General features: G+C 69.6%; 29 protein-coding genes and 1 pseudogene. 20 read left to right on the top strand and 10 right to left on the bottom strand.

From position 1 onward, the window contains the following. The 5 genes from KUTG_RS43910 to KUTG_RS65775 all read left to right on the top strand — a co-directional run. A partial coding sequence (locus tag KUTG_RS43910; RefSeq protein ID WP_084580499.1) for a nucleotidyltransferase domain-containing protein occupies positions 1-468 on the top strand: 468 nt, incomplete at its 5' end. A gap of 51 nt (positions 469-519) precedes the next feature. Further along, a complete protein-coding gene (locus KUTG_RS43905) occupies positions 520-1,437 on the top strand; it encodes a hypothetical protein (protein WP_043725615.1) in 918 nt (305 codons plus the stop codon). A 133-nt stretch (positions 1,438-1,570) separates the two neighbouring features. Next, positions 1,571-2,290: a G1 family glutamic endopeptidase gene (locus tag KUTG_RS43900; RefSeq protein WP_052396109.1), complete on the top strand. Its 720-nt coding sequence runs from the start codon at positions 1,571-1,573 to the stop codon at positions 2,288-2,290. Positions 2,291-2,668: 378 nt separating this feature from the next. Continuing rightward, positions 2,669-4,303 carry an FUSC family protein gene (locus KUTG_RS43895; RefSeq protein WP_052396108.1) on the top strand — a complete coding sequence of 545 codons (1,635 nt, stop codon included), beginning with the start codon at positions 2,669-2,671 and terminating at the stop codon, positions 4,301-4,303. A gap of 79 nt (positions 4,304-4,382) precedes the next feature. Beyond that, positions 4,383-4,733 (top strand): ClpX C4-type zinc finger protein, encoded by a 351-nt coding sequence (locus KUTG_RS65775; protein WP_304413677.1) that lies wholly within the window; start codon positions 4,383-4,385, stop codon positions 4,731-4,733. Here KUTG_RS65775 and KUTG_RS54715 read toward each other — a convergent pair. Then, positions 4,710-5,081: a hypothetical protein gene (locus tag KUTG_RS54715; protein ID WP_157495214.1), complete on the bottom strand. Its 372-nt coding sequence runs from the start codon at positions 5,079-5,081 to the stop codon at positions 4,710-4,712. The genes KUTG_RS65775 and KUTG_RS54715 overlap by 24 nt on opposite strands. Before the next feature lie 137 nt (positions 5,082-5,218). On the opposite strand from KUTG_RS54715, the gene KUTG_RS43880 reads away from it, so the two are divergent. The 4 genes from KUTG_RS43880 to KUTG_RS43865 all read left to right on the top strand — a co-directional run bounded on the left by KUTG_RS43880 (position 5,219) and on the right by KUTG_RS43865 (position 9,745). Next, positions 5,219-6,004, top strand: coding sequence for an alpha/beta fold hydrolase (locus tag KUTG_RS43880; RefSeq protein WP_043725614.1), 786 nt, complete (start codon positions 5,219-5,221; stop codon positions 6,002-6,004). 168 nt (positions 6,005-6,172) lie between these two features. After that, the gene (gene ggt / locus KUTG_RS43875; RefSeq protein WP_369794584.1) at positions 6,173-7,972 is read left to right on the top strand and encodes a gamma-glutamyltransferase; all 1,800 of its coding nucleotides are present in this window, start codon (positions 6,173-6,175) and stop codon (positions 7,970-7,972) included. A gap of 141 nt (positions 7,973-8,113) precedes the next feature. Then, entirely contained in the window at positions 8,114-9,322 is a 1,209-nt protein-coding gene (thrS, locus tag KUTG_RS43870) for a threonine--tRNA ligase (protein WP_043725611.1), read from the top strand. A gap of 9 nt (positions 9,323-9,331) precedes the next feature. After that, a complete protein-coding gene (locus tag KUTG_RS43865; RefSeq protein WP_043725607.1) occupies positions 9,332-9,745 on the top strand; it encodes a RidA family protein in 414 nt (137 codons plus the stop codon). On the opposite strand, the gene KUTG_RS43860 is transcribed toward KUTG_RS43865, so the two are convergent. Further along, a complete protein-coding gene (locus KUTG_RS43860) occupies positions 9,732-10,748 on the bottom strand; it encodes a YeiH family protein (RefSeq protein ID WP_052396822.1) in 1,017 nt (338 codons plus the stop codon). The genes KUTG_RS43865 and KUTG_RS43860 overlap by 14 nt on opposite strands. Positions 10,749-10,820: 72 nt before the next feature. Between KUTG_RS43860 and KUTG_RS43855 the strand changes: the two genes are divergently transcribed. Then, positions 10,821-11,576, top strand: coding sequence for a GntR family transcriptional regulator (locus tag KUTG_RS43855; RefSeq protein ID WP_157495212.1), 756 nt, complete (start codon positions 10,821-10,823; stop codon positions 11,574-11,576). A gap of 200 nt (positions 11,577-11,776) precedes the next feature. Here the strand turns inward: KUTG_RS43855 and KUTG_RS43850 are convergent, their stop codons facing one another. Then, complete coding sequence (locus tag KUTG_RS43850; protein ID WP_043725603.1) at positions 11,777-12,025, bottom strand: hypothetical protein; 249 nt, start codon at positions 12,023-12,025, stop codon at positions 11,777-11,779. 105 nt (positions 12,026-12,130) lie between these two features. On the opposite strand from KUTG_RS43850, the gene KUTG_RS54710 reads away from it, so the two are divergent. Beyond that, positions 12,131-13,228 carry an HNH endonuclease signature motif containing protein gene (locus tag KUTG_RS54710; RefSeq protein ID WP_198047516.1) on the top strand — a complete coding sequence of 366 codons (1,098 nt, stop codon included), beginning with the start codon at positions 12,131-12,133 and terminating at the stop codon, positions 13,226-13,228. Here KUTG_RS54710 and KUTG_RS43840 read toward each other — a convergent pair. Both KUTG_RS43840 and KUTG_RS43835 read right to left on the bottom strand, forming a co-directional pair. Continuing rightward, complete coding sequence (locus tag KUTG_RS43840) at positions 13,225-13,539, bottom strand: hypothetical protein (RefSeq protein ID WP_043725600.1); 315 nt, start codon at positions 13,537-13,539, stop codon at positions 13,225-13,227. The genes KUTG_RS54710 and KUTG_RS43840 overlap by 4 nt on opposite strands. A 271-nt stretch (positions 13,540-13,810) precedes the next feature. Then, on the bottom strand, positions 13,811-16,063 hold the full coding sequence (locus KUTG_RS43835; RefSeq protein ID WP_043725598.1) for an ATP-binding cassette domain-containing protein: 2,253 nt from the start codon (positions 16,061-16,063) through the stop codon (positions 13,811-13,813). 60 nt (positions 16,064-16,123) lie between these two features. On the opposite strand from KUTG_RS43835, the gene KUTG_RS43830 reads away from it, so the two are divergent. The 5 genes from KUTG_RS43830 (at position 16,124) to KUTG_RS43810 (ending at position 20,059) form a co-directional block, all read left to right on the top strand. Continuing rightward, a complete protein-coding gene (locus KUTG_RS43830) occupies positions 16,124-16,828 on the top strand; it encodes a MerR family DNA-binding transcriptional regulator (RefSeq protein WP_043725595.1) in 705 nt (234 codons plus the stop codon). Between the two features lie 37 nt (positions 16,829-16,865). Beyond that, positions 16,866-17,336, top strand: coding sequence for an Lrp/AsnC family transcriptional regulator (locus KUTG_RS43825; protein ID WP_043725588.1), 471 nt, complete (start codon positions 16,866-16,868; stop codon positions 17,334-17,336). Between the two features lie 72 nt (positions 17,337-17,408). After that, positions 17,409-18,539: a cytochrome P450 family protein gene (locus KUTG_RS43820; RefSeq protein ID WP_084581580.1), complete on the top strand. Its 1,131-nt coding sequence runs from the start codon at positions 17,409-17,411 to the stop codon at positions 18,537-18,539. A 34-nt stretch (positions 18,540-18,573) separates the two neighbouring features. Then, positions 18,574-19,455, top strand: coding sequence for an aminoglycoside phosphotransferase family protein (locus KUTG_RS43815; protein WP_043725584.1), 882 nt, complete (start codon positions 18,574-18,576; stop codon positions 19,453-19,455). A gap of 46 nt (positions 19,456-19,501) precedes the next feature. Next, the gene (locus KUTG_RS43810) at positions 19,502-20,059 is read left to right on the top strand and encodes a hypothetical protein (RefSeq protein ID WP_198047515.1); all 558 of its coding nucleotides are present in this window, start codon (positions 19,502-19,504) and stop codon (positions 20,057-20,059) included. Here the strand turns inward: KUTG_RS43810 and KUTG_RS43805 are convergent. After that, positions 20,050-20,982 (bottom strand): GlxA family transcriptional regulator, encoded by a 933-nt coding sequence (locus KUTG_RS43805; RefSeq protein WP_043725581.1) that lies wholly within the window; start codon positions 20,980-20,982, stop codon positions 20,050-20,052. The two genes, KUTG_RS43810 and KUTG_RS43805, sit on opposite strands and share 10 nt — an antisense overlap. Beyond that, positions 20,967-21,503 carry an NAD(P)H-dependent oxidoreductase gene (locus KUTG_RS43800; RefSeq protein ID WP_043725579.1) on the bottom strand — a complete coding sequence of 179 codons (537 nt, stop codon included), beginning with the start codon at positions 21,501-21,503 and terminating at the stop codon, positions 20,967-20,969. The genes KUTG_RS43805 and KUTG_RS43800 overlap by 16 nt, the downstream gene beginning before the upstream one ends. A 116-nt stretch (positions 21,504-21,619) precedes the next feature. Here KUTG_RS43800 and KUTG_RS43795 point away from each other — a divergent pair, with 116 nt between their 5' ends. After that, on the top strand, positions 21,620-22,738 hold the full coding sequence (locus tag KUTG_RS43795; RefSeq protein ID WP_084581578.1) for a CaiB/BaiF CoA transferase family protein: 1,119 nt from the start codon (positions 21,620-21,622) through the stop codon (positions 22,736-22,738). Here the strand turns inward: KUTG_RS43795 and KUTG_RS43790 are convergent. Further along, positions 22,728-23,261, bottom strand: coding sequence for a CGNR zinc finger domain-containing protein (locus KUTG_RS43790; RefSeq protein WP_052396105.1), 534 nt, complete (start codon positions 23,259-23,261; stop codon positions 22,728-22,730). The genes KUTG_RS43795 and KUTG_RS43790 overlap by 11 nt on opposite strands. Positions 23,262-23,344: 83 nt before the next feature. Here KUTG_RS43790 and KUTG_RS43785 point away from each other — a divergent pair, with 83 nt between their 5' ends. From KUTG_RS43785 to yidD, 3 genes are all read left to right on the top strand, one after another. Next, positions 23,345-24,295 carry an SLAC1 family transporter gene (locus KUTG_RS43785; RefSeq protein ID WP_043725572.1) on the top strand — a complete coding sequence of 317 codons (951 nt, stop codon included), beginning with the start codon at positions 23,345-23,347 and terminating at the stop codon, positions 24,293-24,295. Positions 24,296-24,376: 81 nt separating this feature from the next. Then, positions 24,377-24,721, top strand: a complete 345-nt coding sequence (locus KUTG_RS43780; RefSeq protein WP_198047514.1) for an STAS domain-containing protein — start codon at positions 24,377-24,379, stop codon at positions 24,719-24,721. 18 nt (positions 24,722-24,739) lie between these two features. Continuing rightward, entirely contained in the window at positions 24,740-25,165 is a 426-nt protein-coding gene (gene yidD, locus KUTG_RS64650; RefSeq protein WP_232241266.1) for a membrane protein insertion efficiency factor YidD, read from the top strand. Here yidD and KUTG_RS43770 read toward each other — a convergent pair. After that, complete coding sequence (locus KUTG_RS43770; RefSeq protein ID WP_043732734.1) at positions 25,162-25,617, bottom strand: MarR family winged helix-turn-helix transcriptional regulator; 456 nt, start codon at positions 25,615-25,617, stop codon at positions 25,162-25,164. The two genes, yidD and KUTG_RS43770, sit on opposite strands and share 4 nt — an antisense overlap. A gap of 25 nt (positions 25,618-25,642) precedes the next feature. Further along, positions 25,643-26,054 (bottom strand): annotated as a pseudogene (locus KUTG_RS43765) (RraA family protein); the annotation flags it as partial.

Genomic DNA, 26,054 nt, shown 5'->3' with positions numbered 1-26,054 from the left:
TACGTGCTGGAGATTCTGGGGCTGCTGCGGGAGTTCGACGTCTGGGTCGCTGGCGGCTGGGGCATCGACGCCCTCGTCGGCGAGCAGACGCGCGAGCACCGCGACCTCGACCTGCTCCACCGCGAGGAGCAGGAGCCGGCGGTCGTCTCCGCCCTGGCCGGTTTCACCGAGACCCTCGACTGGCGGCCGGTGCGGTTCGTCGTCACGGACCCGCGGCAGCGGGAGATCGACCTGCACCCGCTGGTCTTCGGGCCGAACGGGGCGGCGGTGCAGGCGTCGCTCGATCCCGGCCGGCCGTTCCGCTACCCGGCCTCGTGTTTCGTCACGGGCACGATCGGCGGCGCCACGGTGCCGTGTCTGTCGGCCGAGCAGCAGGTGTACTTCCACCAGGGCTACGAGCCGGCCGACCGCGACCGTCACGACATGGCCCGGCTGCGGGCGGCGTTCGGCATCGCCACCCACTTCTGACCGACTTCCAGCCCTGGTCGGGGGCCGCTGCGGGGCTCTACCGTTCGGCGGATGGAACGCCAGCTGGCCGCCGCGCTGGAGTCGGGATCGTTCGCGCACGGGCTGCGGACGGCCATCCGGGTGCGGGGCATGACCTTGGAGCAGGTCCAGCGGCAACTGACCGACCGGGGCGTGGTGGTCAGCTCGGTGACGCTGTCGTACTGGAGCCGCGGTCGCAGCCAGCCCGAGCGGGCGGAGTCGATCAAGGCCGTGAAGCTGCTGGAGGACATCCTCGACACGCCACAGGGATCGCTGACGGCGCTGCTGGCCCCGCCGCGGCCACGCGGTCCGCGACGAACGCACGTGCCGGTGAGCATCGACCGCGGCCGGCTGTGGAGCGAGGCGCACCGGCTCGACCGCGTGATGGCGCAACTGGGCGTGCTGGATGAGGAACGGCTGTGCCTGCTGTCGGTGCACGACCGGTTCCAGTTGGACGAACACCGCCGCCCGATGCGGCTGACGATCACCGAAGTCCTTCGCGCGCAACGGGATCGGGTCGACCGGGCGCTGGTGATCTTCCAGGGTCGGGAGCTGGGCCGCACGCCGAAGCTGACCGTGGTCCGGGGCGGCTGGCCGGGCCGGGTCCGCACGGACGAGGCCGCCGGCTTCCTCGTCGCCGAGGTCATGCTGGACCGCATCCTCGACCGCGGCGACACGGCCGTCATCGAATGCGCGCTCCACCACAGCGGAGAACCCGCGCCGATGACCGACTACGACCGGCGGCTGCCGTACTCGATGCGCAGTTATCTGCTGGAGATTGAATTCCACCCCACGGCCATGCCCGTGCGTTGTCACGCCACGACGCGGCCCACCATCGAGAACGCCCGGCGCGACGTCCGTGAGCTCATGCTCGGCGGCGCACCCCACGCCCACCTGGCGTTGTTCGACGTCGAGGCGGGCATCCACGGCCTGCGCTGGGAATGGGACTAACAGTTTCAAACAGAGTTCGCGAGCACCCGAAACACTGTTTCCCGCAATGCGGGAGCCTCGCTTGTCCTGATTCGATCCGCCGCTTTACCGTCCGAGACCCCTGCATTTCTCCACGGACGGAGAGTTCCCTGCCATGCGCGCACCCCTGATCGCGTTGCTGCTCGGCGCGTCCCTGCTCGCCCCCGCGCAAGCCGCCGCCCCGATGGGCGCCTCGGCCGGCCACATCGACGGCACGGCCGCGACCCGCACCAACGACCACTGGAGCGGCTACTCGGCCCACTCCGGCGACTACACCACCGTCTCCGCCAGCTGGACCGAACCCAACGTCGACTGCCGCACCGGCGGCGAGGTCGTGTTCTGGGTCGGCCTCGACGGCGACGGCAACGACAATGTCGAGCAGACCGGCACGCACGTGTTGTGCCGCAACGGAAAGGCCATCCACACCGGCTGGTGGGAGACCTACCCCTGCTACAACATCATCGACTACAACCACACCGTCCAGCCCGGCGACAAAATCAGCTCCACCGTCACGGACAACGGCAACGGCACCTACAGCCTCTACCTGCGCGACGCGACCCAGGGCTGGACCGAGCAGCCCAACAAGCGCGCCTGCTCCGGCGCCGGCGACGTGTCGGCCGAGGTGATCACTGAGACCCCGATCTACTCCAACGGCCCCTCGCCGCTGGCCAACTTCGGCACGGTCACCTACACCAACGTCAGCATCAACGGCCGCCCCGTGTCCAACGCCGGCCCGCAGGCCATCAACATGGCCCGCCACGGCCGCAACATCGACACCACCTCCGCCATCAGCGGCGGCACCCAGTTCAGCAACACCTGGCTCGCCACGAACTGATATCAGGAAGGGGCCCTTCCTGACGTTCAACGCGAGGATCGGTCCCTTGATCTTGGCCGGGGCGGCGGGCCACCGCCCCGGCCCGCTAGATTCCCCACGTGAAGGCACTGGCACAGGGCGCGACCATGCCTCGTGGTGATCGTCATCGTGGTGGGCAGCGCGGCCGGCGTCGGGCCGCCTCGGCCCTGGCAACGTGACGATCCTGGCATTGTCCTAATTCCCCGGGCGACCTAACAAGCTCTGTCCTCCGGGTAAGGCAGTCCTGTAGCCCGAACCCAGGGCAGCAATGAGCCTATGACTCTGGTTTAAGTGTTAAAATGACTCAACGGCGGGCCGCTGCGGGCGGATCTGAAGCTGCTGGCGGCGTTCGCCCCGGCGGTGATCATCGGCGGCGCGCTGCCGAGGCTGCTGGGCGAGGTGTCGCACATCACGGCCATCGCGGCGCTGGTGGTCATCGTGTTCATCGCGTCCCTGCTGCCGGTGTTCGGCACCCGCTTCGTGACGGTCGGCCTCGGCCTGGGCATGGCCTCGGCCTTCGGTTACGGCTACCAGCTCACCGGCAGCGAAAGCCTGTGGCAGATCGTGGCCGCGCCGGCCATCGCCGTCGGCGTGGTGATCATCCTGCGCACGCTCATGGGCGCCGGTGACCCGGACAAGCCGACGCGGGTGGCGCTGGCCGGCGCACTGACCGGAGGCACCGGCACGGCGGAACGTGCCGTCCGAGTGTGGCTGGCGGACCGCCCGAGGGTGTGGCAGTCCCGCGTTCTCGGTGCGGGGGCCCGATTCCGGGCGACCATGGGTGTCCTCAAGGGACGCCAGCAGGCGCTGCCGCCCGAGCAGGCCGAAGCGCTGGCCGAGGTGATCCAGGCGGCCGAGGACCAGATGGCGACGCTGGCCGAGGCGGTCAAGGCGAAGTCCACTCCGGACGATCTGCCGCCGGTGGAACGCAAGTCCCCCAAGGTGACCCTGCCCGGCGCGACCGAGCGCCTGCTCGACGACCTGTGGCGGCTGCTCGACACCGTGCACGACGCTGTCACCACCCGAGACCGGTCCACATCGAACTTTCCCCGGTACTTCATCGAACAGGCGCTGCGGCGCGAGGTGGCGGGCACGTGCTCGTGGCGAAGTGCCCAGCTGCGGCACGCGATCCGTTGCGCCGTCGGCATGGCCATCGCCCTGACGATCGCCGCGTTCCGCCCGGGCGACCCGCTGACCGTGAGCTTCCTGATGACGACGTTCGCGATCATGCAGCCGGAGTGGCGTGACACGCTCGCCAAGGCGTGGCAACGGGTCGGCGGCGCGCTGGCCGGCGCGGCGGTGCTGGCACTGGTGCTGTGGCTGCTGCCGCAGTCGGCGCTGATGCCGATCGCCCTGGTGACCCTGCTGATCGGTTTCCCGTTCATGCAGACGCTGCCGATGCTGTTCAACGGCTGCATGGTGTTCCTCAGCGTCGGCCTCAACGCCTCCAGCCGCCACCTCGACCCCGTCTCCACGCTGATCGAGTACGTGCTGCTGATGGCCGGGGCGGTGGCGATCGGCCTGGTCTTCGGCTTCCTCGCGGTGCCGGGCGTGCCGCGCCCGCCGCTGAGCGCACGGTTCGCCGACGCCACCGCCGAGCTCCAGCGCCTGCTCCGCATGGTCGCCGGCCTGCTGCGCGGCGACGAGGTGCTCGGCCGCGCGATCGGCGTCCGCTTCCGTGAGGCCGCACGGGCACACCAGAACCTGGTCGCGCCGGAGCCCGGCAGCAAGGCGCCGGCGGTCGACCAGCAGGAGGCCCTGGAGGAGGCCGGAGAGGGCCTGCGGGGCCTGGCGGCGTCCTCGCTGGCCCTGTTCCGGCTCGGCAGCACCGCACCGGCGCTGGCCGATTTCACCTCCGACGCGGCCCGCGTGCTGGTCAACGGGGGCGAGGCGCCGGAGCCGCCGGCCGGCCTCGACGACGAGCAGCAGCTGATCGCCGACATGGTCGTGGCCGACCTGCTCCGGGTCCAGCACGCGCGCCCTCAACTCGTCTGAGAAATCTGTCAGGCCCCACCTGACAAACCGGCCGACGTTGGTCTACCGTGTCAGGCACAACCTGACAAGGGAGGACACTGTGCTGAGCTGTTCGTTCTGCACGAAGGACGAGGAACACGTCGAGAAGCTGGTCGCCGGCCCCGGCGTCTACATCTGCGACGGCTGCGTCGACCTCTGCGTGAAGATCATCGCCGAGGAGAAGTCGAACGGCCGCGTGCCGGAGTGGGCCGAGATGACCGACGAGCAGATGCTGGAGAAGCTCCCCCGCATCGCCGGCACCATGGCCCAGGTCGAGGCCGGTCTGGACGGCTGGGTCGGCGAGCTGCGGCGACGCGGCGTGACCTGGGTGCGCATCGGCGAGAAACTGAGCATGACCAGGCAGTCGGCCTGGGAGCGGTTCAAGCCCTCAGCCGAGGATGGGGCCGAGTAGGCCGCCGTCGCCGGTCGTCGTGGTGGTGCTGGACGGCCCGGTGGTGGTCGGCTTCGGGGGCTTCGGCTTGGACGTCTTCGTCGGCCGGGCCGTCGTCGTGGTCGTCGACGGCGTGGTGGTGGTCGTGGTGGTCGTTGTCGTCGTGGTCGACGACGACGGCCGCGGCGGCCGGCTGGTGCTGGTGCTGGTCACCGGCGCCGGCGCCACCGGGAAGGTGGTGGTCGTGGTCTGCACGGGAGCCTGCTGGCCCTGGAAGTCCGCGGTCATCGGCTGGGGCATCTTGACGAACGCCATGCCCAGCACCACACCGGCGATCGCGGACACCACGAGCGCGGTGCTCGCGCTCATCACGCGGTCGAACGAGGTACTCGCGGCCCGGTCCACTCTCTGCGCCCTTCTCCGGTTGCGGTTCAGCAGTGGGTACGCGGCCGGACACGCAGAGGTTCAGCCCGATCGGGAACCGGTTCCACCGCTACCCTGCTCCGGTGACTCAGGGGCGGATCACGGTCGACGGCGGGGAACTCCACTACGAGGTCGCGGGGGCCGGGCGCGCGGTCGTGCTGCTGCACGGCGGCGGGCTCAGCTCGCGGGTCTGGGACCGCGAATTCGAGCTGCTAACGGCTGAGCACACCGCCATCCGTTACGACGCGCGCAACCACGGTCAGTCCTCCACGGCGACCGAGCCGTACTCCAACCCGGACGACCTCCGGCTGCTGCTGGACGGCCTCGGTATCGAGCGGGCCAGCCTGGTCGGGACGTCGTTGGGCGCACGGACGTCCGTCGACTTCGCGCTGACCTGGCCCGATCGGGTCGAGCGGCTCATGCTGAACGCGCCCGGGGTCAGCGGAATGACGTTCCACGACCCGTTCATTCTCGAACAGCAGGCCCGCATGCTGACCGCGACGGACGCCGAGGGCATCGTCGACCCGCTGCTGCGGATGTGGGTCGACGGCCCGCTGCGCACGCCGGAGCAGGTCGCCCCCGAGGTGCGGGCGCTCTGCCGGCAGATCAAGACCGACACCGTCACCCGGCACGGCTTGGGGTGGCGGTTCCCGCCGGTCGAGGTGGGCGCGATCGACCGGCTCGGCGAGCTCGCCATGCCGATCACCGTGGTGCTGGGCGATTTCGACTCCACCGACATCGCCGCCGTGGTCGAGCGCATCGCCGCTGACGCCCGTCAGGTCGAGGTCGTCAAGCTCGCCAACGCCGGGCACGTGGTGAACCTGGAACGACCCGACCACTTCGCCAAGATCCTGTTCAGGTCCGTCTGAAGTGGACTCCTGACCACCCCCTTCACCAGTTTGCCGCAGCGTGACCCGCGGGCAAGCCTGGCCAGCACGCTCTGTGTGCGAGTAGAAACATGGAGATCTGTTGGTAGAGCGGAAGGGATCGCCATGCGACTACGCCGAAGCGTCAGCTCGGTACTGTCGGTAGGGCTCATGGCCGGCCTCACCCTCGTGGCCGGCGCGACGCCGGGCTCGGCACGGCCCGCACCCGCCAAGCACCCGGTCGCGCAGGGCTACTTCGGCGCGGTCGTCTCGGACACGCCGGAGTCGACGCAGGCCGGCATCGACGTGCTGCGCCGGGGCGGCACCGCCGCCGACGCCGCGGTCGCGGTGGCCGCGACGCTCGGCGTCACCGATCCGTACGTCGCCGGCATCGGCGGCGGCGGATTCCTGGTGTACTACGACGCCCGCACCCATCAGGTGTCCACAATAGACGGTCGCGAGACCACCCCGGCCGCCGACGGCGAGACCATGTTCGTCGATCCGGCCACAGGCAAGCCCTACGCCTTCCCCACCGCCGTCACCAGCGGCCTGTCCGTCGGCGTGCCGGGCAACCTGGCCACCTGGCAGCGGGCGCTGCAGCGCTGGGGCCGGTTCAGCCTGGCCGACAACCTCAGGCCGGCCGAGGAGGTCGCCGACCGTGGCTTCGTCGTCGACGACACGTTCCGCGAGCTGACCAGGGAGAACGCTTCCCGGTTCGCCCAGTTCTCGTCCTCGGCGGCGCAGTACCTGCCGGGCGGGCAACTGCCCGTGGTCGGCTCCACCATGCGCAACAAGGACCTGGCCGACACGTACCGGGAGATCGGCCGCAAGGGCGTCGGAGCGCTGTACGGCGGCTCGATCGGGCGTGACCTCGTCAACTCCGTGCAGCACCTGCCGCTGGCGCCGGGATCCACGCTCAACCCCATCCCCGGGCCGATGCAGCTGTCGGACCTCACCTCGTACAAGGCTCTGGACACCGCGCCGACGCACGTGAACTACCGCGGCTACGACGTGTACGGCATGGCCCCGTCCTCCAGCGGCGGCATCACCGTCGGCGAGTCGCTGAACATCCTGCAGAACTTCGACCTCAAGCACATGGACCCGGTCCAGGCCCTGCACCACTACCTGGAGGCGACCCGGCTGGCCTTCGCCGACCGCGGCCGCTACATCGGCGACTCGCGCTACGTGAACGTGCCGCAGCAACAGTTGTTGTCGCCGCAGTTCGCCGCCAGCCGCGCCTGCCTGATCGACCCCACCAAGGCCGGCAAGAGCCCGGTCGCGCCCGGCAACCCCACGTCGCCCACTCCCTGCGCCACCGGCACGGCGGCGTCGGCCAGCGACCAGGAGAACCACACCAACCACTTCGTGGTCTCCGACGCCTTCGGCAACGTGGTGTCCTACACCAACACCATCGAGGAGCTCGGCGGCAGCGGCATTGTCGTGCCGGGCCGGGGTTTCCTGCTCAACAACGAGCTGACCGACTTCAACTTCGCGCCCACGCAGGGCACCGCGCCCGACCCGAACCTGCCGGCCGCCGGCAAGCGCCCGCGGTCCAGCATGTCGCCGACGATCGTGCTGCAGCACGGCAAGCCGTTCCTCGCGGTCGGCTCGCCCGGCGGCTCCACGATCATCACCACCGTGCTGCAGATCCTGCTCAACCGGATCGACTTCGGCATGAACCTGGAGGACGCCATCGCCGCGCCGCGGGCCACGCAGCGCAACACGGCGACCTCCACGGCCGAGCCGGCGTTCATCGCCCTGCCGACCACGGCCGGGTTGCAGGCCCTGGGCCAGACCTTCGCGATCAGCGACACGTCGCCGCTGGATCCCACCATCAAGATCGCGCCGACCATCGGTGTGGCCTCCGGCATCGAGTTCAAGCCCAACGGCCGGGTCATCGCGGCCGGCGAGCCCTCGCGGCGGGGCGGAAGTGCCGCCGCGGTCGTGCTTCCGACGTGCTACTGTGATTGACATGCAGCGCGCCAACGTCACGACGACGCCGGACACAGTCCCGGCGCGCTGAACCATAAGTTGCAGCGAAAGCCCCGGGGCCGGTGCCCCGGGGCTTTTGCTTTGCGGTCACCTGCTCCCCCGTTCTTCGAGGAGACCGCCATGCATGACCACCGCAAGCTCGGCCGTGAGCTCGGCCTGTTCGACACCGATCCGTTGATGGGCGCCGGTTTGCCGTACTGGCTGCCGGCCGGTGCGGCGATCCGCCACGTGCTGGAGGAGTACGTGCGGGACCTGGAACGCCGGGCCGGCTACCAGCACGTCTACTCGCCGGTGCTGGGCAAACGGGCATTGTTCGAGCAGTCCGGGCACTGGTCGCATTACAACCACGACATGTTCCCACCGATGGATGTGGGCGGCGAGGAGATGTTGTTGCGCCCCAGCCTGTGTCCGCACCACGCCCTGATCTATCGCTCACGGGCCCACAGCTACCGCGAACTTCCCTTGCGCATGGCCGAAATCGGCGGCATGTACCGAGCCGAGCTGTCCGGTGTGCTCGGTGGCCTGTCACGGGTGCGGTCCATCCAGCTCAACGACGCCCACGTTTTCTGTACCCCCGACCAGGTTCTGGGCGAGGCGCGGGCGGCCCTGGAGCTCATCCAGCGTGCGCACCATGATCTCGGCATCAAGCCCGTGCGGTATCGGCTGTCCCTGCGGGGCGACGGCGGCAAGTACGTCGACAGCCCCTCGATGTGGCAACGATCCGAGGCGTTGTTGCGGGAGGTGCTGTCCGGCATCGAGCACGAGGAGGCCCCGGGCGAGGCCGCCTTCTACGGGCCGAAGATCGACATCCAGATCGCCGACAGCGCCGAGCGGGAGTCCAGCATCTCCACCGTGCAGGTCGATTTCCACCAGCCCGCCCAGTTCGACCTCAGCTACATCGGGGCCGATTCGGCTCGGCACCGGCCCGTGATGGTGCACCGAAGTCTCATCGGCAGCATGGAACGTGTTGTGGCGCACCTGATCGAGGTGCATGGCGGGGCGTTCCCGGCTTGGTTCGCGCCTGTGCAGGTTGTCGTGTTGCCGGTATCGGACGAGGAGTGGGCGGCAGCTTCTGTTGTTGCCGCTCGGTGCATGGACCTCGGGTTGCGGGCCGAAGTCGTTGGCGTGGAACGGGGTTCCCTGGGCGCGCGGATCCGGGAGGCGCGACTGGCGCCGTACCAGGCGGTGATCGGTCCGAAGGAAGTTGCCAACGAGGAGATTGCGCTGCGGCTGCGGGACGGTCGGCGGCTGGATTCGATGTCCGTGGAATCGGCGTTGGGGCGCATCGGGGCGTTGGTGGGGGCGCGGTCGTTGGAGCTGTGGGATTAGGCTCCGGGCATGATCCGTCGTTGGAATCCGCCGTCGGTCGCCGCGCCTGCCGGGCAGTACAGCCACTTGGCCGCTGTGCCGGCCGGGCACGAGCTGGTGTTCGTGTCCGGCCAGCTCGGTGTGTCGCCCGACGGCACACTGGCCGGTCCGGACGCGGAAAGCCAGACGCGGCAGGCACTTGCCAACATCCGGGAGCTGCTCGCGGCGGCCGGCGGCGGGCCCGAGCACGTCGTCAAGTTCCTGTCGCTGATCGCCGGCGTCGAGCACCTGGACGGGAGCCGCGCGGCGCGGTCGGAGATCTTCGCCGAGTGGTACCCGGGCGGGGACTTCCCGACGCACTCGTTGATGGTCGTGACGCAGCTGGCCGCGCCGCAGTTCGCCGTGGAAATCGAAGCTGTGGCGGCTATCCCTAGAGACCGGTGAGTGCTTGCAGGCCGAGGCTGCTGGCGGCGACGGCGATCCAGAGGATGCCGCCCAGCAACAGCGGTCGGGCGCCGGCCTTGCGCATGTCGGCGAACCGCAGCGACAGGCCGATGCCGGCCAGGGCCGTCGTGATCAGGAAGGTGCCGATCGTGGACAGCGTCGGGTGCCAGGAGTCGGGGATCAGGCCCGCGGTGTCGACGGCCGCCGCGAGGACGAAGCCGATCAGGAACGCCGGCACGATCCGGTGCCACGGCAGGTGGACCTCGTCGTCCTTGCGGGCCTTGAGCCAGGCCAGCGTGATGACGATCGGGATGATCATCAGGCTGCGGGTCAGCTTCACCACGATCGCGTACGGGCCGGCGTCGCCGCCGTAGGCGTAGGCCGCCGCGACCACCGAGGAGGTGTCGTTGACCGCCGTGCCCGCCCACAGGCCGAAGGCGTGCGGGCTCAGGCCCAGCAGGTGGCCCAGCGGCGGGAACAGCAGCACCGCCGCGATGTTGAACGTGAAGATCGTGCCGATGGCGTAGGCGACCGCCGTGTCCTTCGGCTTGATCACCGCCGTCGTCGCCGCGATCGCCGAGGCGCCGCAGATGCCCGTGCCCACGCCGATCAGGGTCTTCGTGTCCGTGCCCACCTTGAGCCACTTGCCCAGCAGCCAGGCCCCGCCCAGGGCCACCGCCAGCGTGCCGAGCATGACCGGCAGCGAGGACACCCCGACGTGCACCACCTGTTGCAGCGACAGGCCCGTGCCCAGGACCACGATCGACAGCTGGAGCACGCCCTTCGACGCCATGGCGTACCCCGGGGCCAGCCGGGTGCTGCGCAGCGGCTTCACGACCGTCGCCGCGAGGACGCCCAGGATGATCGCGAACACCGGTCCGCCGATCACCGGAACCAGCAGGCCCAGGCCCGTGGCCACGGCCGCGACGAGGAGGGGCACGGCCAGGCCGGGCAGCCTGTTCACGATCTGCGTCTGCGGTGCCGCGACGGCGGTGCGGGCCATGACCACCTCCTAATGTCCGTACATTTAAGCTACGAGATGTCCGGACATTAGGCAACCGGTAGCGTTGCCCTCGTGGTGGGGCGCACATTGGACCGGTCCGGGTCGACACCGCTGTGGCGGCAGCTCCAGGAGGCTCTGCTGGCCAGGTTGGCCGGGGGCGAGTTCGTGGAGCACTTCCCCGGTGAGCTGGCTCTGGTCGAGGAGTACGACGTCAGCCGCTCCACCGTCCGGCAGGCCCTGCGCCAGCTCCGCACCGACGGCGTCATCGTCGCCGAGCGCGGGCGGCAGCCCCGGGTGGCGGAGGTGCCGGAGATCCACCAACCCCTTGGGGCTCTGTACAGCTTGTTCGCTTCGGTGGAGGCCGCTGGGCTGTCCCAGGATTCTGTGGTTCGGGTGCTGGACGTTCGGGCCGATGCGTTGGTGGCGGAGCGGCTGGGGCTGGAGGGGTCGACGCCGTTGGTCTACCTGGAGCGGTTGCGATTGGCGGGTGGGGAGCCGTTGGCGATTGACCGGGTGTGGCTGCCGGCTTCGGTGGCGTCGCCGTTGTTGTCGGCGGATTTTCGACACACGAGCCTGTATGGGGAGCTTGCCGCGCGGACGGGGGTTCGGCTGGATGCCGGGCAGGAGGACGTGCACGCCGTGATGCCCAGCGCGGCGGAGGTGAAGCAGCTCCGGTGTCCCGCGGGGACTGCGTTGTTCGCCATCAACCGGCTCGGATCGTCGCAGGGACGGGCGGTAGAGTGGCGGCAGACCCGGGTTCGAGGGGACCGGTTCGCGCTGACGGCGGAGTTCAATGCGCAGATCGGGTATCGGTTCATGCAGAAGTGAGCTGGTTGGTTGTTTGAGAGTTGAACCGTCAGCTTTGCTGGGTCGCGTGGATTTTGCGCGGAGCCACTGATCGATGTCGCGAAGGGCAAATACCGGGCAGGCAAGCCTGCCCTTCGCTTGGTCAATTGTACGACATCGATCCCCTCCACGCAAAATCCACGCTCATCTGGATAGAGGAGGGGGCGAGGTTGGAAGGCTTCTCAATGCCGCCACTCGTCGACGGTCCGGCCGTCGTTGGTCCGGCCGTCGTTGGTCCGGCCGTCGTTGGTCCGGCCGTCGTTGGTCCGGCCGTCGTTGGTCCGGCCGTCGTTGGTCCGGCCGTCGTTGGTCCGGCCGTCGTTGGTTCGGCCGTCGTTGGTTCGGCCGTCGTTGGTCCGGCCGTCGTTGGTTCGGCCGTCGTTGGTTCGGCCGTCGTTGGTTCGGCCGTCGTGGTCAACGCAATTATGCATGAGAATATCACCCGTTAGTGATTCGAGTTCGATCACACGTGCGAGTATTCTGGAGACATGAGGGAAATCACCCGAGAAATGGAGAGCATGGAGCCGGACGGGGCCATGTTCGACCTCCTCGCTACGGTGGATCTCGACGGTCTCTGTACTGACCAGTTAGTCACGCTCGCCGTCCTCGTCCGGAAGATGAAATCGGCCTGTGAATGGGCCGAGCTGGCCGTGCTGAAACGCGTCGATGACACCACCGAACTTGCCATGGCGATCAGAGAACCTGAGCAGAGCGTGGCGCGCAGGAAAGAGGCCAGCGGGGCGCTGGATGTGCTGCCTCGGCTGGCCGAGCAGCTGCGGCGTGGAGAGCTGGACTTCGGCCGGTTCAACGCGGTTACGGAGCGGGTTCGGCACCTGGACCGGCCGGAGCAGGTCGCCGAGGTCGAAGACGCGCTGGTGGACGTGGCGGCCGGGTTGAATCGGACGCAGCTGTGCCGCAAGACGACGGGGCTGGTCGCGAAAGCCGACCCCGAGGGGTATGAGACGCGGTGTCAGAAGGCGGCGAAGGAGCGGCGGGTCGAGTTCAGCCCATTGCCGGACGGCATGGCCAAGCTGGCCTGGACCCTGCAGGCCACCGACGCACATCGGCTGTTTCAGCAGATTTGTGCAGATGCCAAGGGCCTGCCGAAAGACGACCGGACCACGGACCAGAAGCGGTCCGATGTGCTGATGGACCGGGTGTTGGGGAAGAATCGGGACTTCACCGTCAGGACGTATGTGACGGTGTCCCTGGAGACTCTGTTGGGCTTGACCAATGACCCGGGTCAGCTGGCCGGCTACGGGCCGATCTCCGCCGACACCGCCCGCGAACTCGCCATGCACGGGCCGTGGCGCGGCATCCTGCTCGACGAATACCGCCACGCCACCGCCATCAGCACCGACACCTACCGCCCCACCGCGTTGATGAAGGAATTCACCCGCGCCCAGTCGGGCGGGATGTGCACCGCACCGGGCTGCAACCGGCCCATCCAGGAACACGACCACATCAGGCCTTGGCCGCAGGGGGACACCACGCCGGCCAATCTCCAAGGGCTCTGCAGCCGACACCATCACGTGAAGCACGACAACTACCGCGTTACCCGGGATTCAGACGGCACGACGCACTGGACCACGCCCAGCGGGCGGCAGTACAGCACTCAGCCCACCCGGCACTAAACCCGGCCCCGCAGCTTTCGGGCGGTCTGGTGGGCAGTGGCGAGTTCGCGGCGGGCCTGGACGCGCATGGAGTCGGGGAGCTCCTCGAAGCCGTGGAAGAGCACGGCGACGTGCTGCAGGCACATCATCAGAAGGGCGATCTGAGGGGCGTCGGGGCCGAGCGGTCCGGGGGTGTCGGCGACGGCCTGGCGCATGACGGAGAGCTCGGCCGACAAGGACCGGACGACCGCGCCGATGGGATAGGGCCCGCTCCCCAGAACAGGATGGGCGTCCAGCAACGCGGCGACGCGGCCGGCGGACGCGGCGATCACCGGACAGCCGATCGCAGAGCGGCGGCAGTGCCGGAAAAGAGGGCCCGGCCAGCAGAGTCGACGATCGCCGGACGACCGACCGTAGGGAGTCGGAGAGGCGGGAGGAGGCCGTGGCCGGCATGCCTGACGGGGACGGCAGAAAAGACGACCCGGCCAGCAGACCCGGCAATCACCGGACAGCCGACCCCAAAGCACCGCGGGCGTGAACGGGCGACGGACAACAGGCCGGAAGGGGCACCAGAAAAGACGACCCGGCCAGCAGACCCGGCAATCACCGGAGGGCCGAGCGCAGGGCGGCGGCGGTGTGGGAGTGGGGGTGGGCCAACAGGTCGGAAGGGGTGCCGGAGAAGAGGAGGCGGCCGCCGGAGGTGCCGCCGTCGGGGCCGAGGTCGATGACCCAGTCGGCGCGGGCGATGACCTCCAGGTTGTGCTCGACGACGATGACGCTGGCGCCACGATCGGACACGAGGCGGTCCAGGACGGCCACCAGACGGTCCACATCGGACATGTGGAGGCCGGTGGTGGGCTCGTCCAAGACATACACGGCACCGGAGCGGTGGAGGTGGGAGGCGAGCTTGATGCGCTGGCACTCACCGCCGGAAAGGCTGGGCAAAGGCTGACCGAGGCGCAAGTACTCCAAGCCGACGTCGATGAGGGAGCGAAGGACGGCGGCGACGGGCTTGCTGGCGGCGAAGAAGGGCAGAGCCTCGGCGACGGTCATGTCCAAGACGTCGCTGATGGAGCGACCATCGACCAAGTAGCCCAGGACCTCGGCGGAGTAGCGGCGGCCCTCGCACTCACCGCACACGGAGGTGATGCCCTCCAAGAAGCCGAGATCGGTGACGATGACCCCGGCCCCCTCGCACGAAGGGCAAGCGCCGGCGGAATTGGCGCTGAACAAGCCTGGACTGACGCCGTTGGCCCGGGCGAAGGCCTTACGGATGTGATCCATGGCGCCGGTGTAGGTGACAACGCTGGAACGGCGGTTGGTGGTCGGCGCGGACTGGTCGACGACAACGGCATCGGGGTAACGAGAACAGAAGGCCCCGAACATCAAGGAAGACTTGCCGGAGCCGGCGACACCGGTCACGGCGGTGAGCACACCGGTGGGGATGTCGACGCTGACGTCACGAAGGTTGTGCAGGGTCACGCCGGACAGCGGCAACCAGCCGGTCGGCGGGCGGAACGACGACCGCAACGAAGGGCGTTCCTTCACACAACGGCCGGTGATGGTGCCGGAATCGGCAAGCCCGGCCACGGTTCCGGCGAAAACGACCTGACCGCCGTCGCCGCCGGCACCGGGGCCGACGTCGATCACGTGGTCGGCGAAGGTGATGACATCCCGGTCGTGCTCGACGACCAGAACCGAATTCCCGTTGTCACGCAAGGTGGCGAGCAGACGAGTGAGCCGACCGACGTCCTTGGCGTGCAAGCCGATGCTGGGCTCGTCGAACACGTACAACAGGTCCGACAAGGTGCTGGCCAACTGGCGGACGATCTTGATGCGCTGGGATTCCCCGCCGGACAGGGTGTCGGTGGCCCGGTCCAACGACAGGTAGCCGAGACCGATCTCCACGAGATGACCGACCCGACGGCGCAAACCGTCCAGCACCGGGGCGACGGCCGGCAGATCGAAGCCCTCAAGGACGGAAAGCAGGGCGGAAGCCTCCAAGCAGGACAGTTCGGCGATGTTGTGACCGCCGACCCGAGACTCCAACGCCGCCAAGGAAAGCCGAGAACCGGAGCAGTCGGGACACACGGCGGAGGTGGTGAACTGCGAGACCATCTGCTTGGTCCGGGCCGAAGTCTCCGCGCTGTCCTTGCGCACGTACAGACGCCGGAACTTGACCACGGCCCCCTCGTAGGTGGCGTTGATCTTCTGACCGAGATTCTCGACGGAGACGGTCCCGCCCTCGCCGTACAACAGGTCCTCCAACTCGGCAGCGGAGAACGAGCCCACCGGCCGGGAGACGTCGAAGCGGTTGGCGAAGATCTGCCAGTGCCAGGTGCCGACCTTGAACGACGGCGCCGACAACGCCCCCTCGGCCAACGACAGGGCGGGGTCGAGAAAAACGGTCAGGTCGACGTCGGTGACGACACCGAGCCCCTCGCAGGTGGGACACATGCCGGACGGCATGTTGAACGAGAACGAGTCGGCCGGCCCGACGTATGGGTCGCCGGCGCGGGAGAACATCAGCCGCAACAGGGGCGCGATGTCGGTGATGGTGCCGACGGTGGACCGCGACCCGCCGCCGAGGCGCCGCTGGTCGACGAGCACCACGGCGGGCAGGTGCTCGACGAGGTCGACGTCCGGGCGCGACCGATGGGGCAGAAAACTGCGTACGAAGGCCGGCAAAGTCTCGTGCAGCTGCCGCTGGGCCTCCGCCGCGATCGTGTCGAACACGAGCGACGACTTGCCGGAGCCGGACACGCCCGTGACGACGGTGACGACCCGCTTGGGGATGTCCACGTCCACGCCGGCCAGGTTGTGCTCGCGGGCGCCCACCACCCGAACGAATTCCATGGCTTCAAGCGTATCGTTGAACCGCCCATTGCAGACTTTTCCAATACGACCGGGGAAAACGTGGGAAAAACCCTCAACAGGCCCGTTGACCTGGCCCGACTCGCCGGCATCTCGCCGCAGCAGATCCGCAACTACCTCGACGCGGGCGTGCTGCCGCCGGCGACCCGGTCCGACACCGGCTACCGCCAGCTCGACGACCGGCACCGCAGGGCGCTGCTGGCCTACCGGGCGCTGGCCGTCGGCCACGGCTGGAACTCGGCCGGGGACATCATGCGCGCCATTCACGCCGGTGACACGCAGCAGGCGCTGGCGATGATCGACGCCGGCCACGCCGACCTGCACCGGCAGCGGGAGGCCCTCCGGCTCACCGCCGACGCGCTGGAAACGGTGGTGGACACCGAGCCGCCGGCCCGGGCGGCGATGCAGATCGGCGAGCTGGCCGACCACCTCGGCGTGCGGACGTCGACGCTGCGCGTCTGGGAGGATGCCGAACTCCTTACGCCGCAACGGGATCCGGCCACCGGCTACCGCACGTACGGGCCGCGGGAGGCCAGGGACGCCCGGATCATCCTCATGCTGCGCCAGGGCATGCACGGCCTGCCCCAGATCCGGCCGATCCTCGACGACCTGCGCCGCAGCGGCAGCCGCGAGGCGCTGCGGGCGGCGATCGCCGAGCGGCACGGGGAGCTGGGCCGACGGGCCGAGGCCATGCTGGCATCCGCCGCCCTGCTGCACGCCTATCTCGCGGCGGGGAACCCCGGATAGCCGCCGAGGTCGCGAAGCCGGATGTTTGAATGGCGCGGTGGATCGAATCGACCGGCAGATCCTTCGGGAGCTGCAACGCGACGGCAGGCTCAGCAACGCCGAGCTGGCCGAGCGAGTGGGCCTCACCCCGTCGCCGTGCCTGCGCCGGGTGAACCGACTCGAGCAGGACGGTGTGATCCGCGGCTACCGTGCGCTACTGGACCCGGCCGCGGTCGGCCGCGGCTTCCAGGCGTACGTCAGCGTGGTCATGGCTCAGGAGGACCGGCCGACGGTCGCGGAGTTCGAGCGCCGGATCGCCGAGCTGCCCGAGGTGGTGGAGGCGCTGCGGCTGTTCGGCGACCCCGATTACCTGCTGCGTATCGCGGTGGCCGACATCGCCGCCTACGAGCGTTTCCACACCGAGGCGCTGTCGCTGCTGCCGGGCGTGGCCCGGCTGACCTCGCACCTGACCATGAAGCAGGTGAAAGAGGATGCAGGATTGCCGGTAGAAACGGCCAAGGCGCCCTGACCCGCTGGCATCATCGACGGGGTGAAGCTCGACAAGGCGTGGATCCAGGACCCGTGGCCTCTGTACGACGAGATGCGCCGCGAGGGGCCGCTGCGCCGCGTCACCATGCCCGACGGGGTGCCCGGCTGGCTGGTGACCGACCACGCCCAGGCCCGGGCTCTGCTCGACGACCGCAGGCTGAGCAAGGACGTCCGGATCGCCCGGCCGCTGTTCCCACGGGACGCCGCCGGCGGCTACGGCACGAAGCTGTCCGAGCACATGCTCAACGACGACCCGCCCAACCACACCCGCCTGCGCAAGCTGGTGACGAAGGCGTTCACCAGCCGGGCGGTGAGCCGGCTGCGGCCGCAGATCGAACGCATCGTGGACGACCTGCTGGACGGTATCGAAGGCGAGACCGAACTGATCGAGTCGTTCGCGTTCCCGCTGCCCATCGCGGTGATCAGCGAGCTGCTCGGCGTGCCGCACGAGGACCGCTCGCGGATCAGGGCCTGGAGCAAGGTCTTTGTCTCGGGCGTCACGGGTGAGCCGCTGGCCGCCGCCGCCCGCGACCAGGAGCAGCTGCTGCGGGACCTGATCCGGGTCAAGCGGGCGGCGCCGGCCGAGGACCTGCTCAGCGATCTTGTGCACGTCTCCGACGAGGGCGACCAGCTGTCGGAGGACGAGCTGGTGTCGATGGCCTTCCTGCTGCTGTTCGCCGGCCACGAGACGACGGTGCACCTGCTGGGCAACGCGGTCCACCAGTTGCTGACCAACCCCAAGCAGCAGGAGCTGTTGCGCGCCGACCATTCCCTGCTGCCCGGAGCGGTGGAGGAGGTCCTGCGCATCGCCAGCCCGATCCACATCGCCACGCTGCGTTTCACCACGGAACCGGTGCTGGTGGACGACGTCGAGATCCCGGCCGACGAGTTCGTGATGATCTCGCTGCTGGCCGCCAACGCCGACGCGGCCCGCTTCGACGACCCGCGCGACCTGGACGTCACGCGGCCGGCGGGCGGGCATTTGGCGTTCGGGCACGGCATCCACTACTGCCTCGGCGCGCCGCTGGCCCGGTTGGAGGGCGAGATCGCCCTCGGCCGGCTGCTGGACCGGTTCCCGTCGCTGCGGCTGGCGGTCGACCCGGCCGAGCTGCGGTGGCGGAGCAGCACCCTGGTGCACGGTCTGCGCGTGCTGCCGGTAATTGCCTCGACACGTGCGGTGTGATGGAGGCACACCGAGCCGTTGAGGAGCCGCCGCGTTGTCCGTCCACGTCGACATCCCGCAGGCGCGACGCCTGGTGGCCGCGCAGTTCCCGGAGTGGGCCGACCTTGAGGTGACGGCGGTGCCGTCCTCCGGCGTCGACAACATCACCTTCCGCCTCGGCGACGACAAGCTGCTCCGGATGCCGCGGTTCGCCCGCTGGATCGGGCAGGTCACGCGGGAACAGCGGTGGCTGCCGGTGTTGGCACCGCATCTGCCGCTGGCCGTGCCGACGCCGTTGGCCAAGGGCCGGCCCGGACAGGGGTATCCGTTCCCCTGGTCGGTCTACAACTGGATCGACGGAACGAACGCCGACCAGATCACCGACTTCCACCAGGCAGCCGTCGACCTGGCCGATTTTCTGTTGGCACTGCAGGAGATCGACGCCGAGGACGGGCCGCCGCCGGAGTGGAGCAACGGCTTCCGCGGTGTTGATCTGCACGACGACCGTGACTCCCCCGTCGTCGCCTCCCGGATGGCCGAGCGGATCGGTTCCCTCAAAGGGTTTTTCGACGTCGACGCGGTGACCGAGGTGTGGCAGGCCGGGCTGGACGCGCCGGTCTGGGACGGGCCGCCGGTGTGGGTGCACGGGGATCCCGTCGGCGCCAACATGATCGCCCGGGACGGCCGGCTCGCGGCGGTGATCGACTTCGGCACGTTGGCGGTGGGCGATCCGGCGTGTGATCTCATTGCGGCGTGGGGATTTCTGCCCGCCGCCGCGCGGGCCGAGTTCCGCAAGCTGCTGGCCGTCGACGACGCCACCTGGACCCGCGGACGGGCGTGGGGGCTGACCTCGATCCTGCCGTCCAAGGCCGATCTGGCCGACCCCGAGCGGGCCGCCCGGGCCCACCGGGCGCTGACCGAGATCGTCAGCGGATGATCGGTCCGGCCGTGCCGTTCCTCGACGCGGCCATATGCTCCGCCCCGTGACCACGCTGATGATGTACGCGGGCGCCGCCGACGCCGGCTCGACGAGCACGAGAACCGGCGGCCTGCCGCTGCTGCCGGCCGACGCCGAATGGCCGATTTGCGGGGACTGCGAGGGGCCGCAGCAGTTCCTCGCGCACGTGCCGCTGCCTGACGGCCCGGCGCTGGCAGTGTTCATGTGCGCGAACGATCCGGGCATGTGCGACGCCTGGAAGGCGGGCTCGGGCGCGAACGCCGTGGTGTTCACCGGGCACAAGACCCCGCTGGCCGCGCCCGAGAAGGGCGTGACCGGGCTGGACGACGTCACGGCGATCACGCTCCGGCCCACCGACATCGCCTACGACTACCCGCTGCCCGGCGAGGACGTGCTCGGGCAGTTCGGCGGCGAGCCGATGTGGATCCAGGACCCCGAGACGCCGGACTGCCCGGAATGCGGCACGGTCATGGGATTCGTCCTCCAGCTGGAGCCGCATTCGTCGATCAACTTCGGTGCGGGCGCGGGGTACGTCTTCTGCTGCCGGCCGTGCGAGCGGGGCGAGTTCCTGTTTCAGTGCTGAGCCCGGTACGCCCCGGGGGTGACGCCGAGCCGCTGCACGAACACCCGGCGCAGGGTCTCGTCGCTGCCGAATCCGCTGCGCGCGGCGGCGGAGGCGACGGTGTGCCCACGGGACAACAGGTCCTGGGCGGCCTCAAGGCGGACGAGTTCGACGTAACGGGCGGGCGTGGTGCCGACCTCGTCGTGGAACAGCCGGGTCAGCTGCCGCGGGCTGACGGATGCCTTGGCGGACATGGTGGTCACGGTCCAATTCTCCGCCGGGTCGAGGGCGACGGCGTCCAGCAGGGTCCGAAGTGGACTGTCCCGGCCGACGTGGGTCCGTGACGGCGCGGAGAACTGGGACTGGCCGCCGGGGCGCTGCATGAACACGACCATCGACCGGGCGACCTCGGCCGCCAGGTCGGGGCCGTGGTCGGACTCCACGAGCGACAGCGCCAGGTCGATGCCCGAGCTGACGCCGGCCGAGGTGACGATGTCGCCGTCCCGCACGTACAGGGCGTCGGCCTGCACGGCAATACGCGGGTACCGCTGGGCGAACCGCTCCACCTGACGCCAGTGGGTGGTCGCCTTGCGGCCGTCGAGCAGCCCGATCTCGGCCAGCAGAAAGGATCCCGTGCACACGGAGGTGATCCGCCCGGCGGCCGACACCAGCTGCCGCACGGCATCCACCAGCCCCGGCGCGAACGGGAAGTCGACCATGCCGTAGGCGCCGGGGACCAGCACCGTCCCCTGTGGACTGTCGACGACGCCGTCAACGCCCAGCGTGGTGCCGCTGGCCGTCCGCACCGGCTGCCCGTCGGGTGAGACGACCCGCAGGGCGTAGTCGGCGCCGAGCCGGGTGGCGTGGCCGAACACGTCCGACGGGCCGGCGACGTCGATCATGGTCACGCCGTCGAAGGCCAGGATGGTCACGCGATGAGGCACGCCTCAGATGATGCCAGCAACTCGCGGTAGCGGTCGCTGTGCTCGGCCAGCTCGATCGGCGTGACACCCCGCACGTCGTGCAGGATCAGCGGCGGCGCGAACGCCATCCCGGTCCGGTGGGCGGTGTTCTCCAGCGGCGCCAGCAGCGCGGACATCGGATAGCGGTGGAAACCGCGTTCCCGGTACGCCTCCTCGACGCCGCCGGTCGAGGTGACGACCTGCAGCGTCTTGCCGGTCAGCAGCGGCTTCCCTCCGTCGTAGGCGAAGCCGCGCAGCAGCACGTCGTCCATCCACTGCTTGAGCAGCGACGGCACCGAGTACCACTGGAACGGGAACTGGAAGACGATCAGGTCGTGCGCCCGCACCAGCCGCTGCTCCCGGGCGACGTCGATCCGACGGTCGGGGTACTCGGCCCGGAGATCGTGCAGCGTCACCCCGGGCAGCCCGCGCACGGCGTCGGCCAACGTCGCGTTGATCCGGGACGAGGCGAGATCCGGGTGGTCCAACAACACCAGTGTCATGCCACCAAAACTAGGTCCGCCACAACCGACAGGGACCCCGAGATCCGGCCCGGAAGTCCACAGATCGGGCGTGGTCCCAGGGCCGACCGCCGCCGCGCATGGGTAACTTCGGCAGCATGGGTGCTCTGGACGGAATTGTGGTCGCCGACTTCTCGCGGGTGCTGGCCGGGCCGTACTGCACGATGCTGCTGGCCGACCTCGGCGCGGACGTGATCAAGGTGGAGGGCCCGCGCGGCGACGACACCCGGCAGTGGCTGCCGCCGACCGACGCGAACGGTGTCGGCACGTACTACCTGTCGGTGAACCGGAACAAGCGGTCCATCGCGCTGGATCTGACCGATCCGACCGACCTCCACGCCGCCCGTGAGCTGGCCCGGCGGGCCGATGTGCTGGTGCACAACCTGAGGCCGGGGGCCATGGAGCGCTTCGGCCTCGGCTATGACGACGTGGCCGCGACCAACGCCGAGGTCGTGTACTGCTCGATCAGCGGCTTCGGGCCGAAGGCCACGCTGCCCGGCTACGACCTGCTGGTGCAGGCGCTGTCCGGGATGATGAGCCTCACCGGCTCCCCCGGCGGACCGCCGTACCGGGCCGGCGTCGCGGTGATCGACGTGATGACCGGACTGCACGCGGCGACCGGCATCCTGGCCGCCCTGCACCACCGGGACACCACCGGCCAGGGCCAGCACGTGGAGACCAATCTGCTGTCGGCGGCGCTGTCCTCGCTGGTCAACCAGACCTCGGCCTACGTGGCCGGCGGCGTGGTGCCCCACCGCATGGGCAACGAGCACCTCAGCCTCTACCCGTACGAGCCGATGGCCACCGGCGACGGCGAGCTGATCATCGCCGTGGGCAACGACCAGCAGTTCCGACGGTTGGCCGCCGCCCTCGGCACACCGGGGCTGGCCGACGACCCCCGCTTCGCGACCATGGCCCAGCGCAACGCCAATCGCCGTGAGCTGCGGGCTTTGCTGCTCGACCGGCTGGCGGAGCGGCCGGCGCAGGAGTGGTTCCGCATCCTCACCGACGCCGACATCCCGTGCGGGCCGATCAACGACGTCCGCCAGGGCGTGGACCTGGCCACCGAACTGGGTCTCGCGCCGATTGCACTGGCCGATAAAGTGCCGACGATCCGCAATCCGCTCACGCTTTCCGCGACGCCGACACGACACGACCTGGCTCCGCCCGAATTGGACGAGCACGGCGCGGAAATCAGGAAATGGCTCAAGAACTAGATGCCTTTTTCCTTTCGCGGTACGCACGCATCGCCGCCTTCGACGCACAGCCGGGCGAGCAGTAGACGGCCGAGCCGTTGCGGGTCTGGTCGACGAACACCCACCGGCACGGATGGGCCCGGCAGGTCTTCAACCGCGCCCACCGCCCGGACAGCGACAGCTCCGCCACGCCGGCCAGCACGTCGCCGAACACCCCCGGCTGCGCCGGCCGCAACGCAACGCCGGACGCCGTGATCACGGACGTCAGCGGGTGCCGTAACGCGAAGCGTGAGAGCTGCGCCTCGGCCTCGGCCAGCCGCTCGGCCGCCACCTCGGCGGAATGCGTGCGTACGAGGTCGATCAGCGCCTCCCGCAGCTCGCGAGCCGCCGCCGCGTCGGCGTCGGAGGCCTCCGCCGGCAGCTCACGGGCGGCCAACCAGTCCCGGAAGCGCGTGCCGTCGACGAAGTTGTCGACCCGGTCCGGGTCGACCGCGGCGCCGTCGTGCGAGTTGACGAAGCCGAGCACCGTGTCCGTCGCATCCACGTTATGAGCGTAACCAGCTCAGGGTTAACCCCACAATCCCCGCCAGGTTGATAGTTACGAGCTAACTGACTACGGTCATATCCATGCGGAAGGTCCCCCTCAACCTCTTCGGCATGGCCTTCGGCCTGGCCGGCCTCGGCGGCAGCTGGCTGACCGCCGCCACCCAGGGGTATGCGCCGGCGGCCATCGGCCTCGGCCTGCTCGGGCTGGCCGCCGTCGTATGGGCCGTCGTCCTCGTCGTGTACGCCAGGTCCGCGATCGCCCGGCGCACCCTGGCCCAGGACATGGTCGACCCGATCCTCGGACCGTTCGCCGCGCTGATCCTCATCGCCCCCATGCTGGTGGCCGCCCCGGTGCTGCCCCACCCGGCCAACACCATCGCGGTCGACGCGTTCGCCACCCTGATCCTGCTGCACGGCTCGTGGTTCACCGGCCAGCTCATCTACTCCCGTGTGGACTTCGACCAGCTACACCCCGGCTACTTCCTGCCGAGCGCGGCCGGCGGCCTGGTCGCCGCCGCCTGCGCCGCGCAGGTCGGCCAGCACGAGTTCGGCGTCGTGATGCTGGGCTTCGGGCTGGTGTCGTGGCTGATCCTGGGTTCGCTGATCCTGGGACGGCTGGTGTTCCGGCCGCAGCTGCCCGATCCGCTGGTCCCGACCATCGCCATCGAGGTGGCCCCGGCCGCGGTGGCCAGCAACGCCTACTTCGCCCTGTTCGGCGAACGGGTGGACGTGCCGGCGGCGCTGCTCGGCGGCTACGGCCTGCTGATGGTGCTGGCCCAGCTGCGGATCCTGCCCCGCTACCTGAAGCTGCGCTTCGGCGCCGGTTTCTGGGCCTTCGCCTTCGCCTGGGCCAGCGTGGCCACCGCCGTCCTGCACTGGCTCAACTGGGAACACCCGGCCGGCCAGGCCGTCTGGGCCTACCTGGTGCTGGCGGCGATCACGGCGCTGGTGGCCGGCATCGCCGTGCGAACGGTCGTCGCCGTCGTGCGCGACACCCTGCTCCCGCTGCCGGTGGTGGTGCCGGCGACGTGATCGGCCTACGGTGAGTGGTGCCGGTTGAGACCACAGCCGCGTGGGCGTCTCGTGCCCACAATGCAAGCTGAGGAGCCGGCCATGCCGCCGAATGCCACCGTAATCCTGGAACGTGTCGGACCGACCGCATTGATCCACGTCACCGGCGAGGTCGACATGGCCTCCGAGGAGCTGCTGCGCAAGCATCTGAGCGACGCCAGGGCCGAAGAGCCCTCGTCACTCGTGCTGGACCTGTCCGGCGTCACGTTCTTCGCCTCGGCCGGCCTGCATGTGCTGGTGGACCTCTACCACGACGCCGCGGCCCAGGGCGTGCGGCTGCTGGTGGTGGCCACCAGCCGGATCGTGCTGCGGCCGATGCAGATCACCGGGGTTGATCAGCTGGTCACGCTCGTCGACTCGGTCGATCAGGCCATGGCCCACAGCTGACGTGCGTACATTGGCGTCGTGCCCATCTTTCGACGCCGCCGGCGACACGACGACCAGTACTACGAGCGGCGCCCGTACCGGGGCGGCGGCAACTCCTGCCTGCGTGACGCCTGCCTCATCGAAAGTGGTTGCTGCATCGCGGAAAGCTGCGACGGCAACTGCCTCATCGCCGGCCTGCTGACCCTGCCGCACCTGCTGGTGGCGGCCGGGTCGGCGGTGCCGCGCACGCGTCGGCCGTCCGGGCTGATGATCTCGGCGATTCGGGTGTACCAACGGGAGATCAGCGCCAAGAGGCCGGCCGTGTGCCGCTTCGAGCCGAGCTGTTCGGAGTACGCCGCGCAGGCCATTTCCCGCCACGGCGCGCTGCGCGGCGGCAAGCTCATGATCGGCCGCTTGCTGCGCTGCCGTCCGGGCGGCAAACGCGGCCCGGATCCGGTGCCCTAACTGCCGAACTTCTCGAACGCCTCGGCCAGCGCGCGCAGGTCGAAACCCTCCAGGTGGGCCAGGACGTGCTTGCGCACCACGAGCAGGTTGCTCGGCCACGCCGCGGCCAGGCGCTCGAAACCCCGGTCGGTGAGCACGGCATGCCAGCCTCGGCGGTCGTGCTCGTCCCGCACCCGCTCGACCAGGCCCTGTGCCTCCAGCCGCGTGACCACATGCGTCATCCCGCTCAGCGACAGGAACGCCATCTCGGCCAGCTCGCTCATCCGCAGCCGCCGTAGCGGCGCCTCGGACAGGCGGGACAGCGTCATGTAGTCGGTCAGCGACAGCTGCCGCTCGCGCATCATCGTGGCGTCCATGACCCGCGGCAGCACGTTCACCACCCGGTCGAGCGCCCGGACCAGGGCTTCCTCGTCCGGGTCGAGCGGGATCACGGGCGTGTCGTCGGCCTGCACGGACAAAGCTTACTTACCGAAGTAACTACTCCTCGACGGCGCCGCCGACCCTGCGGATGTGCTCGCGAAAGGACAGTTCCGGGTTCTCCGCCCGGTTGGCCAGGAAGGTCGCGAAGCCCAGCTGGCTGCGCAGCGTCTCGCCGCCGCGGGTGCGCTCGGCCTGGCGGCGCTCCTTGTCGCGAATCCCTTCCGCCAGCAGCAAAAGGTCCTCGATGTGCCGACCGGGAACGAAGACCACACCGTCGTCGTCGCCGAACACCACGTCGCCGGAGTCGACGACCCACTCCCCCATCCGCGCCGAGGCCAGCGCGTCGGCCGGCCGCTCCTCGACGGCCAGCGGGCCGGTCGGCAGCGAGCCCAGGCTGAACACCGGCAGCCCGATCGCCCGCACGTCGGCGGTGTCCCGGTGCAGGCCCCAGATCGCGACGCCGCCCAGG

Origin of the sequence: Kutzneria sp. 744 (genome assembly GCF_000568255.1) — a bacterium.
Lineage (GTDB): Bacteria > Actinomycetota > Actinomycetes > Mycobacteriales > Pseudonocardiaceae > Kutzneria.
This window is presented reverse-complemented; position numbering and strand designations above follow the sequence as displayed.

What these genes read in the sequence shown, in the direction of transcription:
- KUTG_RS43905 (WP_043725615.1), top strand. Translation starts at nt 520, where the DNA reads ATGGAACGCCAGCTGGCCGCCGCGCTGGAGTCGGGATCGTTCGCGCAC.
- KUTG_RS43900 (WP_052396109.1), top strand. Translation starts at nt 1,571, where the DNA reads ATGCGCGCACCCCTGATCGCGTTGCTGCTCGGCGCGTCCCTGCTCGCC.
- KUTG_RS54715 (WP_157495214.1), bottom strand. Translation starts at nt 5,081, where the DNA reads ATGAGCGCGAGCACCGCGCTCGTGGTGTCCGCGATCGCCGGTGTGGTG.
- ggt (WP_369794584.1), top strand. Translation starts at nt 6,173, where the DNA reads ATGGCCGGCCTCACCCTCGTGGCCGGCGCGACGCCGGGCTCGGCACGG.
- thrS (WP_043725611.1), top strand. Translation starts at nt 8,114, where the DNA reads ATGCATGACCACCGCAAGCTCGGCCGTGAGCTCGGCCTGTTCGACACC.
- KUTG_RS43865 (WP_043725607.1), top strand. Translation starts at nt 9,332, where the DNA reads ATGATCCGTCGTTGGAATCCGCCGTCGGTCGCCGCGCCTGCCGGGCAG.
- KUTG_RS43860 (WP_052396822.1), bottom strand. Translation starts at nt 10,748, where the DNA reads ATGGCCCGCACCGCCGTCGCGGCACCGCAGACGCAGATCGTGAACAGG.
- KUTG_RS43850 (WP_043725603.1), bottom strand. Translation starts at nt 12,025, where the DNA reads ATGCATAATTGCGTTGACCACGACGGCCGAACCAACGACGGCCGAACC.
- KUTG_RS54710 (WP_198047516.1), top strand. Translation starts at nt 12,131, where the DNA reads ATGTTCGACCTCCTCGCTACGGTGGATCTCGACGGTCTCTGTACTGAC.
- KUTG_RS43835 (WP_043725598.1), bottom strand. Translation starts at nt 16,063, where the DNA reads ATGGAATTCGTTCGGGTGGTGGGCGCCCGCGAGCACAACCTGGCCGGC.
- KUTG_RS43820 (WP_084581580.1), top strand. Translation starts at nt 17,409, where the DNA reads ATGCGCCGCGAGGGGCCGCTGCGCCGCGTCACCATGCCCGACGGGGTG.
- KUTG_RS43800 (WP_043725579.1), bottom strand. Translation starts at nt 21,503, where the DNA reads ATGACACTGGTGTTGTTGGACCACCCGGATCTCGCCTCGTCCCGGATC.
- KUTG_RS43795 (WP_084581578.1), top strand. Translation starts at nt 21,620, where the DNA reads ATGGGTGCTCTGGACGGAATTGTGGTCGCCGACTTCTCGCGGGTGCTG.
- KUTG_RS43785 (WP_043725572.1), top strand. Translation starts at nt 23,345, where the DNA reads ATGCGGAAGGTCCCCCTCAACCTCTTCGGCATGGCCTTCGGCCTGGCC.
- KUTG_RS43780 (WP_198047514.1), top strand. Translation starts at nt 24,377, where the DNA reads ATGCCGCCGAATGCCACCGTAATCCTGGAACGTGTCGGACCGACCGCA.